Origin of the sequence: Streptomyces kebangsaanensis (assembly GCF_001906585.1) — a bacterium.
Classification (GTDB): Bacteria; Actinomycetota; Actinomycetes; order Streptomycetales; family Streptomycetaceae; genus Streptomyces; species Streptomyces kebangsaanensis.
Genome location: NZ_JUJA01000090.1, coordinates 1 through 11,032 on the forward strand (window position 1 = coordinate 1; position 11,032 = coordinate 11,032).

Here is an 11,032-nt window from a genome sequence, read left to right on the forward strand (position 1 = left end):
CGGATCGACTTGTTGTTGTGGCTGACCAGGAAGACCGTGCCGGCCTCCTCGCGCAGCTCCCGGATGCGTGCCTCGGAGCGCATCTGGAACTTGCGGTCGCCGGTGGCCAGCGCCTCGTCGATCATGAGGACGTCGTGGTCCTTGGCGGCGGCGATGGAGAAGCGCAGTCGGGCCGCCATGCCGGAGGAGTACGTGCGCATCGGCAGCGTGATGAAGTCGCCCTTCTCGTTGATGCCGGAGAAGTCGACGATCTCCTGGTAGCGCGACTTGACCTCCTCGCGGGACATGCCCATGGCGAGTCCGCCGAGGTGGACGTTGCGCTCGCCGGTCAGGTCGTTCATCAGCGCCGCGTTCACGCCGAGGAGGGAAGGCTGGCCGTCGGTGTAGACCCTGCCTTTCTCTGCGGGCAGCAGGCCGGCGATGGCGCGCAGCAGGGTGGACTTGCCGGAGCCGTTGGAGCCGATCAAACCGATCGCCTCGCCCCGGTAGGCGGTGAAGGAGACGCCCTTGACGGCGTGCACCTTGCGCACGCCCCGCGCCGCGTCGTCGGAGCCGCGTCTGAGGATGCGGCCGAGCGCCGCGGTGGCACTGCCCCTGCCGGTCTTCGCGCCGTTGACGCGGTAGACGATGTGCAGCTCGTCCGCGATGACGGTGGGCACCCGCTGCCCGCCCTCGCGCGTGTCGTGATCACGGTCCCGCTCAGCCACGGCCGTACCTCTCCTCTGCCTTCCAGAAGTACACGAAACCGCCGACGAAGAAGATCACGGCCCAGCCCAGGGCGGCGGCCCAGACGTGCGGCGGCAGGTGCGAGGAGCCGTAGCTGTCGATCAGCGCGAAGCGCATCAGGTCCATGTAGACGGCGGCGGGGTTGTACTGCATCAGCCGGACGAACCACTCCGGCCGGCCGGCGAGCATGCCGTCGATGGAGAACATCACGCCCGACGCGTACATCCAGGTCCGCGTGACGAAGGGCATCAGCTGGGCGAGGTCGGGGGTCTTGGCGCCCATCCGGGCCATGACCAGCGCGAGACCGGTGTTGAAGAAGAACTGCAGCACCAGCGCCGGCACGATCAGCAGCCAGGACAGACCCGGATAGCTGCCGAAGACGATGACCACGGTGAAGAGCACGACCATCGAGAACAGCAGCTGCTGCAGCTGCTGCAGTGCGAAGGAGATCGGCAGGGAGGCGCGCGGGAAGTGCAGCGCGCGCACCAGCCCGAGGTTGCCGGAGATGGCGCGCACGCCGGCCATGACCGAGGTCTGGGTGAACGTGAACACGAACACGCCCGTCACCAGGAACGGGATGTACGTCTCCCGGTCCAGGCCGCGGGTGGCCTTGATGATGACGCCGAAGATGAAGTAGTACACGGCGGCGTTCAGCAGCGGGGTCACCACCTGCCAGAGCTGGCCGAGCTTGGCCTGGCTGTACTGGGCGGTCAGCTTCGCCCGGGAGAAGGCCAGGATGAAGTGGCGCCGCCCCCAGAGCCGGCGGACGTACTCCGTCAGCGGCGGCCGGGCCCCACTGACGGACAGCCCGTACTTGTCGGCGAGCTGGGCCGCCGTGAGGCCCTCGTCGGGCGACGGAGTCGTACCGAGGGCGACGCCGCCGTCATGCGTTGTCTCACTCACAAGTGGAAACTTTCGTCTTCGAGATGCGCACCCAGTGCGGATGTACGGGCAGGGCACGAGCACCGGCCGGACGGGCCGGACGCTCCCGGGGAACGAGCTTGTCAGATGACCGGTGGCCGGCCCAGTCGGGTGAGTCGCCACACCGTACGCCACCTCATGGGCCGGCGCGGACCGCACGGTGTGGTCCAGCCCTCCTTGAAGCCTCCGAACCAGGCCTTCAGGGCCGGGCGCGAGGGGCGGCGGGCGAGGGTGAGCAGCAGCCACACCCCCAGGTAGACCGGGACGAGGAGGGCCGGGAGGTTGCGGCGGGCGAGCCAGACGCGGTTGCGGGCGACCATGCGGTGGTAGACCGCGTGCCGCGAGGGCGCGGTCGTCGGGTGGTACAGCACCATGTCGGACCGGTAGTCGATCATCCAGCCCGCGTCGAGGGCCCGCCATGCCAGGTCGGTTTCCTCATGGGCGTAGAAGAACTCGTCCGGCAGACCGCCGACTTCCGCGAAGACCCGCGTGCGTACGGCGTTGGCGCCGCCGAGGAAGGTGGTCACCCGGGAGGAGCGCATCGGGTCCGAGGCGCGCAGCCGCGGCACGTGGCGGCGCTGGGTGACGCCGGTGTCCGGGTCGGCGATGCGGAAGCTGATGATGCCGAGCCGGTCGTCGTCCGCGAAGGCCCGGCGGCACAGCTCGGCGGTGTCGGTGCGGGCGAGCAGGCCGTCGTCGTCGAGGAACAGCAGGATGTCGACGTCGCCGCCGCCCGGGCCGAACGCCTCGATGCCGACGTTGCGGCCGCCGGGGATGCCGAGGTTCTCGGGCAGCTCGACGGTCCGTACGCCCTCGGGGACGTCCGGGACGGGCGAGCCGTTGCCGACGACCACGACCTGGACGGGGTCGCCGTCCTGCTCGGCGACCGAGTCGAGCAGGGCCCGCAGCTCCTCGGGGCGGTTGCCCATGGTGATGACGACGGCGCCGACCTTGAGCGGAGGGTTCGAAGAGGTCATGGCACTCACCTCAACCTGCTGGAGGCGAGGATGGACACCAGGTGCAGCACGGTCTGCAGCAGTGCGATGCCGGCGAGCACGGCCGTGCCGAGCCGGGTGAAGAACAGGTCGCCCCTGCTCGCGTCCAGGATCGCGAGGACCAGGATCAGCAGGGACGCCTCGATCCCGAGGATCAGCCGGTGGAACTTGAGCGCCGCGGCGGCCCGGCGGGCCAGCGCCATGCCGGAGGAGCGCGGCTCGGACGCGGCCTCCTCGACCGGCGGCAGTCCGCCTTGGTGGCGGGCGACGCCGACGAGGTCGGTCTCCGCCTTGATCAGGATCGCGCCGAGGGCGGCCAGGGTGCCGAGGAAGGCCCAGAGCCAGTCGATCCGTCCGGGCCCCCACAGGTCGGCGGCGCGCAGGCCGAGCCCGACCAGGACCGCGGCGTCGGTGAGGTAGGCCCCGACCCGGTCCAGGTAGACCCCGCCGAGCGAGAACTGCTGCTTCCAGCGGGCGACCTCACCGTCGACACAGTCCAGCAGCAGGTACAGCTGGACCATCACCACACCGAGCACCGCGCCCGCGATCCCGGGCACCAGCAGAGCGGGGGCCGCCAGGACGCCGAAGACGGTCATCAGATAGGTGAGCTGGTTGGGCGTGATCCTGGTGCCCACCAGGTAACGGTCGACCCGCAGGGACACCTCCCGCATGTAGAGGCGGCCCGCCCAGTGCTCACCACTGCGCCGGTCCTTCACCCCCTCGGGGTGCACGACCGGTCGTAGTTCAGCTACCGATGGTCTTGACATAGTCGAGGTAGTGGCCCTTGATCTGGTCGGACGTGAGGTCGAGGTGCTCGAGGATCGTGTAGCGGCCGGGCCGGGTCTCCGGGGCGAACTCCACGACCCGGACGAACTCGTCCACCGTGAAGCCGATGTCCTCGGGCAGCACCGGCAGCCCGTGCCGACGCAGCACCTCGGCCATGCCGGCCGACTCCTCATGGGCCCCGCGCAGGTACATCGCGAAGGCCGCGCCCAGCCCGCACTGCTCGCCGTGGCTCGCGGCCCGCTTGGGGAACAGCAGGTCGAAGCCGTGGTTGATCTCGTGGCAGGCGCCGGAGGCGGGCCGCGAGTCGCCCGAGATCGACATGGCGACACCGGTGAGGACCAGGGCCTCGGCGAGCACCTGCAGGAAGCCGTTGTCGCCGATGCCGCCCGGGTGCCGCAGCACGGCCTCGCCCGCCTGGCGGGCCATGGCCGCGGCCAGACCGTCGATCTTCTCGCCGTTGACGCGGTGGGACAGCTCCCAGTCCGCGACCGCGGAGATGTTCGAGACGGCGTCGCCGATGCCGGAGCGCACGAAGCGTGCCGGGGCGTCACGGATCACGTCCAGGTCGATGAGGACGGCGATCGGGTTCGGTACGCCGTACGAGCCGCGGCCCGCGTCGTTGTCGAGGGTGGCGACCGGAGAGCACAGGCCGTCGTGCGAGAGGTTCGTCGGCACGGCGACCAGGGGCAGGCCGACGCGGGCCGCGGCGAACTTGGCACAGTCGATGATCTTGCCGCCGCCCAGGCCCACGACCGCGTCGTAGCGGCCGGCCTTCATCTCGCCGGCCAGCCGGACGGCGTCGTCGAGGGTGCCGCCGCCCACCTCGTACCAGGTGGCGCCGGGCAGCGAGGGGGCGATCCGCTCGCGCAGCCGGGCACCGGAGCCGCCGCTGACCGCGACGGCCAGCCGGCCGGAGTGCGAGATGCGCTCGTCGGCGAGCACTCCGGCCAGGTCGTCGAGGGCGCCGGAGCGGATTTCGACGACGACCGGCGACGGGATGAGCCGGGTCAGTACAGGCACGCGATCTCACGTCCCTTGGCGAGATCGTCGTGATTGTCGATCTCGACCCACTTGACGTCGCCGATCGGCGCGACGTCGATCCTGAAGCCGCGGTCGACGAGCTCCTGGTAGCCGTCCTCGTAGTACAGCTGCGGGTCCCGCTCGAAGGTGACCTTCAGCGCGTCGGCCAGCTCGGGGGCGGCGTCGCCCTCGATCAGGGTGACGCCGATGTACTCGCCGGTGGCCTCGGCCGGGTCCATCAACTTGGTGATCCGCCGCACGCCCTTGTCGGAGTCGGCGACGACCTTCATCTCCTCGTCGGCCAGCGACTTCACGGTGTCCAGGGCGAGGATGATCCTCCTGCCGTCGCCGCGGGCGGCGAGCAGGGTCTTCTCGACGGAGACCGGGTGGACGGTGTCGCCGTTGGCGAGGATCACGCCGTCCTTGAGGGCATCACGTCCGCACCACAGGGAGTAGGCGTTGTTCCACTCCTCGGCCTTGTCGTTGTCGATCAGGGTGAGCTTCAGGCCGTACTTGCGCTCCAGGGCCGCCTTGCGCTCGTACACGGCCTCCTTGCGGTAGCCGACGATGATCCCCGCCTCGGTCAGGCCTATCTCGGCGAAGTTGCCGAGCGTCAGGTCCAGGACCGTCGGGCCGTCCTCCGCGCCCTCGGGCCCCACCGGCACCAGCGCCTTGGGCAGGGTGTCGGTGTAGGGGCGCAGACGCCGTCCGGCGCCGGCCGCCAGCACGAGGCCGATCATGCGGGTTCTCCTTCATCGTGTACGGCGGGCGCGCCTCTCAGGTGAGAGGCCACCCAGAAGCGGATGCTCTCGGCGAGCACCACCAGGGCGACGGCCACGGCGAGGGCCGTGAGCGCGACCTTGAACTGTGCGGCGGAGAGCAGGGCGGCCAGCACGGCGACGAGCAGCGTCCGCCCCTCCTGCCCCCCTGTGGCGCGCACCAGCCAGGCCGGCGGCGCCCCGGCGTCGCCGCGGATGCGGTACACCGTGTCGTAGTGATGGTAGGCGACGGCCGCCACCAGGCCGAAAGCCGCGGGAAGCGCTCCGGGCACGTCCGCTCTGGCCGCCAGGACCAGGACGGTGCCGTACTCGGCGGCGCGGAACAGCGGGGGGATCAGCCAGTCGAGGGGGCCCTTGAGGGGCTGGGAGAGGGCCTGTCCCGCGAAGAAGGCGTAGAAGACGGCGGCGACGGCGACGTACCAGAGGTCGCCCAGGTACAGGGCCCAGGACAGGAACCCCACGCCGACCAGGGCGCGCAGCAGCGGGAAGTCGGTGTACCAGCGCGCGTTGACATCGCGCAGCCTGGCGGAGACGGCCGCGAGCGGCCCGTTGTCCGCGAGGTCCGCCAGCGCCTGCGCCGCCCGGTCGGTGCGCCGTGCCTTGCGGGTCACGGACCTCAGGACGCGGCCCGCCGTGGTGTACGTCGCCGCGAAGGCACAGCCGACGAGCAGCACGTAGAAGGTGATCCTCGGGGTGGTGGCCGCGGTGAGGACCGCGATCATCGCCCAGCGTTCACCGATGGGCAGGACGATTATCCGGCGCACCCAGACCGTCCAGCCGACGCTGTCCAGCTTGCCGGAGAGGGAGGCGGTGGGGCTGGTGTTGGCGACGGCGTCGTGGTTGGCCTCGTTGAAGGAGAAGTCGACCACGTGCCGGCAGGTCTGCAGGACCATGGCGCCCAGGGCCAGGGCCCATACGTCGTCGCCGCCGCGGGCGGCGCCGAGGGCGAGGCCGGCGTAGTAGGCGTACTCCTTGGCCCGGTCGAAGGTGGCGTCCAGCCAGGCGCCGAGGGTGGAGTACTGCAGCGAGTAGCGGGCGAGCTGGCCGTCGGCGCAGTCGAGGACGAACGAGGCGATGAGCAGCACGCCGGCGGCGACGAACCCGCCGCGGGTGCCGGTGGCGGCGCAGCCGGCCGCTATGAGCGCGGCGAGCAGGGACGCGGTGGTGACCTGGTTGGGGGTCAGTCCGCGGCGGGCGCACCAGCGGGCGATGTAGCGGGAGTAGGGGCTGATGAAGAAGGTGGTGAAGAAGCCGTCGCGGGCCTTGACGGCCGACTTCAGGCGGATGGCCTCGTCGTCGACGGCGGCGACGGCCTGCCGTGCCTCGTTGCGGGTCTGGGGGTCGTCGGGCACGGCGGCGACGAGGCTGCCCAGCTCGGGACGGTGCACGTCGGCGCCGTCGGAGTCCAGGGCGTCGGCGATCCGGTCGGCGAGGCTGCAGGCCTCCCCCATGCCCGACTTCGCTCGCGCGGGGGGACCCCCATCCGTGGTGCCGCCGCCGGCGGCGGAGTTCTCGCGGGTGATCGCACGGGTCAGCGCCTGACGGCCGGCCGGGCGTGCGGTCACCGCGCCGGGGACGGCGGCGAGCGGGAAGCGGGGGTCGGTCAGGCCCAGGCGCAGCGCGTGCAGATGGCCGACGAACCGGGCGTCGACGACGGCGACCCGTTGATCGGCGGGCACCTGGGCGAGCAGGGCCTCGACGTCGGAGCTGTCGGTGGCGACCCGCACACCGAAGCCGAGGGACCGCAGATCGCCCTCGATCGGCGATCCGGGGACCGGCTGACCGGTGAGGATGGCGGTCGACAACCGAACTCACTCCCTGGGTACCGACGCGTCCGCGCCGGTCATGTGCATGATGGGACGCCGCCGGCCTGTGGCACCCGGGCGGCATCGGCAGAGGCTATCGGATACCGGGAAGCCCGCGTTCACCGCCCGTTCAGGGGCCGCTCATGTGGTCTGCCGCAGCCTTCGCCACGATCATCATCGGTGATCCGGGGCCCGTGCCACAAACTCCGCGCCAGACCGGGCATTTCGCGCATATGAGCGCCGCGCGCCTGTCGTCCCGCCATAAGCTGGACGACCATGACATGGCTGATCACCGGCGGGGCCGGGTACATCGGGGCGCATGTGGCACGGGTCATGGCGGAGGCCGGGGAGCGGGTGGTCGCGCTCGACGACCTGTCGGCAGGCGACGCCGCGCGGCTGCCGGACGAGGTGCCGCTGGTCCAGGGCTCCTCGCTGGACGGGGAGCTGCTCAAGCGGGTGCTCGCCGAGCACGCGGTGACCGGGGTGCTGCACCTGGCCGCGCGCAAGCAGGTCGCCGAGTCCGTCGCGCAGCCGGCCCACTACTACCGGGAGAACGTGGGCGGTCTGGCGGCCCTGCTGGACTCGGTGGCCGAGGCCGGGATCGGGCGGTTCGTCTTCTCCTCCTCGGCGGCCGTCTACGGCAACCCCGACGTGGACCTCATCACGGAGGACACCCCCTGCGCCCCGGTGAACCCGTACGGCGAGACGAAGCTCGCCGGGGAGTGGCTGGTCCGGGCGGCGGGGCGGGCCCACGGGATCGCGACCGTCTGCCTGCGCTACTTCAACGTGGCCGGCGCGGCCGCCCCGGAGCTCGCCGACACCGGCGTGTTCAACATCGTGCCGATGGTCTTCGACCGCCTCGCCCGCGGCGAGGCACCGCGCGTCTTCGGCGACGACTACCCGACGCCGGACGGCACCTGCGTCCGGGACTACGTCCACGTCGCCGACCTGGCGGAGGCCCACCTCGCCGCCGCCCGGCGCCTGAGCGGCCCGGAGGCCGGCGGCGACCTGACCCTGAACATCGGCCGCGGCGAGGGCGTGTCGGTGCGCGAACTGCTCACGGCCATCGGCGAGGTCACCGGCGACCGGCGGCCGCCCGTCGTCGAGGCGCGCCGCCCCGGCGACGCGCCGCGCGCCGTCGGCTCGGCGGAACGGGCCGCGGCGGAGCTGGGCTGGCGGGCCCGGCGCGGGGTACCCGAGATGGTCTCCTCGGCGTGGCAGGGCCGGCTGCGGTACCACGACGCCTGACCCTCGTCCCGTTTTTGCGCAGGTCAGGGCACATGACAACGGTGTTCAGTGCCGCTTTGCCCCATACCCCCCACCCGTAGTTCACTGTGATCCCGGGCGGAACGACGGAAAGGGCGGTCAGTCACATGGGTGCCGGTCACCATCACGGGCACGCGCACGGCGCCGGAGCCTCGGGCACGGCGGCGGCCGCGCACCGCGGCACCCTGCGCGTCGCGCTGTCGATCACACTCACCGTGATGGTGGTGGAGATCGTCGGCGGTCTGCTCGCGGACTCCCTCGCGCTGGTCGCGGACGCCGCCCACATGGCCACCGACGCTCTCGGTCTCGGCATGGCGCTGCTGGCCATCCACTTCGCCAACCGTCCGCCGAGCCGGAACCGCACCTTCGGCTACGCCCGCGCGGAGATCCTCGCCGCGCTCGCCAACTGTCTGCTGCTGCTCGGCGTCGGCGGCTACGTGCTCTACGAGGCGGTCCAGCGGTTCCTCGCCCCGGCCGAGACCCAGGGCGGGCTGATGATCGTGTTCGGCGCGATCGGCCTGGTCGCGAACTCGGTCTCCCTGATGCTGCTGATGCGCGGCCAGAAGGAGAGCCTGAACGTGCGCGGCGCCTTCCTGGAGGTGGCCGCGGACGCGCTCGGCTCACTGGCGGTCATGATCTCGGCGGCGGTGATCCTGCTCACCGGCTGGCAGGCCGCCGACCCGATCGCCTCGCTCGCCATCGGTCTGCTGATCGTGCCGCGCACCCTGAAGCTGCTGCGCGAGACCCTCGACGTGCTGCTGGAGGCGGCGCCGAAGAACGTCGACATGGACGAGGTACGGGCGCACATCCTGGCCCTGGACGGCGTGGAGGACGTGCACGACCTGCACGCCTGGACGATCACCTCGGGTCTGCCGGTGCTGTCCGCGCACGTGGTCGTCGGCTCCGACGCGCTCAGCGCCATCGGGCACGAGAAGCTGCTGCACGAACTGCAGGGCTGCCTCGGCGACCACTTCGACGTGGAGCACTGCACCTTCCAGCTGGAGCCGAGCGGGCACGCGGAGCACGAGGCCCGGCTGTGCCACTGACGGCCCCCGCGGGCCGCTCCCGTCCCGCGGGGCGCCCGAACGGTTCCGGGTGGACCGGGACGGGCACGATGACCTACCGGATCCCACCCGCGGCGCCGCGCGGGACATGCGGAGTGCCGGGAAGCGCCGGGAGTGCCGGTTTCGTACGGCAGACTTGGACTCGAGGAACGAGGCGAAGGATGGGTATGCCGATCACACCTGCCACCGCGGAGCACAGCTCGTCGAACGGCACCGCGGACGCGATCATGCTGGAACTGGTCGACGAGGACGGTGCGACGATCGGCACCGCGGAGAAGCTCGCTGCCCATCAGCCACCGGGGCGGCTGCACCGCGCCTTCTCGGTGTTCCTCTTCGACGACCGCGGCCGGCTGCTGCTGCAGCAGCGGGCGCCGGGCAAGTACCACTCCCCCGGCGTGTGGTCCAACAGTTGCTGCGGCCACCCGTACCCCGGTGAGGCGCCCATGGCGGCGGCGGCCCGGCGGACGTACGAGGAGCTGGGGATCTCCCCCTCGCTGCTCGCCGAGGCGGGCACGGTGCGCTACAACCACCCGGACCCGGAGTCGGGGCTGGTGGAGCAGGAGTACAACCATCTCTTCGTCGGCCTGGTGCAGTCGCCGCTGCGGCCCGACCCGGAGGAGATCGGGGCCACGGCGTTCGTGACGCCCGCCGAGCTGGCGGAGCGGCAGGCCGGGGACACCTTCTCCGTCTGGTTCCCGACCGTGCTGGACGCGGCCCGGCCCGCGATCAGGGAACTGACGGGGCCCGCCGGCTGGTAGCGCCGGCCGGCGCCGGTCCGCGAAGCCGATCGGGACCAGGCCCGCCCTGTCGTCGAGCTCCTGTGGTCCGGCCGAAGGGCGGACCACGCAGCGCCATGGGCCTCTCCCGGCCGCCGGGCCGGGGGAGCGCCGCCTCGGACAGGCGGGAATGTGACAGCGGGGCCTAGCGCACGGGTTTGAGGGGCAGGGCGGCCCAGATCACCTTGCCGCCGCTCGTCGTGTGCTCGACGTCGCAGACGCCGCCGGCCTCCCGGGCGATCTCGGTGACCAGGAGCAGCCCGCGGCCGCCGGTCTGCGCGTGGTCGGCCTCCAGGGCGGTCGGGCGGTAGGGGTGGTTGTCCTCCACGGACACCCGCACCCACTCGGCGCCGACGGCCACCTCCACGGCGAGCATCGGCGACAGCAGCGCCGCGTGCCGTACGGCGTTCGTGACCAGCTCGGACACGATCAGCAGCAGCCCGTGGACCAGGTCGTCCGAGGCCGGCACTCCCTGGCGCAGCAGCAGGTCCCGGACCGCGTGCCGGGCCTGCGGGACCGAGGCGTCGACGGCGGGCGCGGTGAACCGCCAGACTCCCTCGTAGGGCAGCGGATCCGGCGGCCCGTCGTCCAGAGGTGCCCCCGCGCCGCCTTCTGGGCGTGGGCCGTACCCGCGCCCGTGGTTGTCCATCGTCCGGTCGCCACCCTCGCGCTCGATTGTCACCACACGTCGAGTGTTGGTAACGCACCGCTCCCCACCCAAGGACTGAACACAAGTCAGCGTGTTTCGAGCGCTTTGTGACCGTTGGCGTATGACTCGGTCACGTGTGGGACTGCTCCTGCCCCGTCCGCGCCGACTTCGCGAACTCTTCGGGTTGTACGGTCCGTGGCCCGCGCGTCGTCCTATGCCGTCCGGTCGGAGACCATGCCGACGAT

General features: G+C 71.7%; 11 protein-coding genes. 3 read left to right on the plus strand and 8 right to left on the minus strand.

Translation table 11 applies throughout. The features are described 5' to 3' along the window. From RH94_RS13585 to RH94_RS13615, 7 genes are all read right to left on the minus strand, one after another. Window positions 1-707, minus strand: a 707-nt coding sequence (locus RH94_RS13585) for an ABC transporter ATP-binding protein (protein WP_073947870.1), incomplete at its 3' end; no start/stop codon positions are given. Next, entirely contained in the window at window positions 700-1,629 is a 930-nt protein-coding gene (locus RH94_RS13590; protein WP_073947871.1) for an ABC transporter permease, read from the minus strand. The genes RH94_RS13590 and RH94_RS13585, both read right to left, overlap by 8 nt. A gap of 101 nt (window positions 1,630-1,730) precedes the next feature. Next, a complete protein-coding gene (locus RH94_RS13595) occupies window positions 1,731-2,624 on the minus strand; it encodes a glycosyltransferase family 2 protein (RefSeq protein ID WP_073947872.1) in 894 nt (297 codons plus the stop codon). Between the two features lie 5 nt (window positions 2,625-2,629). Continuing rightward, window positions 2,630-3,409, minus strand: coding sequence for a CDP-alcohol phosphatidyltransferase family protein (locus tag RH94_RS13600; protein WP_073947873.1), 780 nt, complete (start codon window positions 3,407-3,409; stop codon window positions 2,630-2,632). Then, complete coding sequence (locus RH94_RS13605) at window positions 3,387-4,448, minus strand: iron-containing alcohol dehydrogenase family protein (RefSeq protein WP_073947874.1); 1,062 nt, start codon at window positions 4,446-4,448, stop codon at window positions 3,387-3,389. The genes RH94_RS13600 and RH94_RS13605 overlap by 23 nt, the downstream gene beginning before the upstream one ends. Beyond that, complete coding sequence (locus tag RH94_RS13610) at window positions 4,436-5,188, minus strand: phosphocholine cytidylyltransferase family protein (protein WP_073947875.1); 753 nt, start codon at window positions 5,186-5,188, stop codon at window positions 4,436-4,438. Before RH94_RS13610 ends, RH94_RS13605 begins: the two co-directional genes overlap by 13 nt. Further along, entirely contained in the window at window positions 5,185-7,032 is a 1,848-nt protein-coding gene (locus RH94_RS13615; RefSeq protein WP_073947876.1) for a DUF5941 domain-containing protein, read from the minus strand. Before RH94_RS13615 ends, RH94_RS13610 begins: the two co-directional genes overlap by 4 nt. A gap of 276 nt (window positions 7,033-7,308) precedes the next feature. Between RH94_RS13615 and galE the strand changes: the two genes are divergently transcribed. From galE to idi, 3 genes are all read left to right on the plus strand, one after another. After that, entirely contained in the window at window positions 7,309-8,280 is a 972-nt protein-coding gene (gene galE, locus RH94_RS13620) for a UDP-glucose 4-epimerase GalE (RefSeq protein WP_073947877.1), read from the plus strand. Between the two features lie 125 nt (window positions 8,281-8,405). Further along, window positions 8,406-9,344, plus strand: a complete 939-nt coding sequence (locus RH94_RS13625; protein WP_073947878.1) for a cation diffusion facilitator family transporter — start codon at window positions 8,406-8,408, stop codon at window positions 9,342-9,344. A gap of 185 nt (window positions 9,345-9,529) precedes the next feature. Further along, entirely contained in the window at window positions 9,530-10,120 is a 591-nt protein-coding gene (idi, locus tag RH94_RS13630) for an isopentenyl-diphosphate Delta-isomerase (protein ID WP_073947879.1), read from the plus strand. A 163-nt stretch (window positions 10,121-10,283) separates the two neighbouring features. On the opposite strand, the gene RH94_RS13635 is transcribed toward idi, so the two are convergent. Next, window positions 10,284-10,787, minus strand: a complete 504-nt coding sequence (locus RH94_RS13635; protein ID WP_073947884.1) for an ATP-binding protein — start codon at window positions 10,785-10,787, stop codon at window positions 10,284-10,286. Window positions 10,788-11,032: the final 245 nt, after the last annotated feature.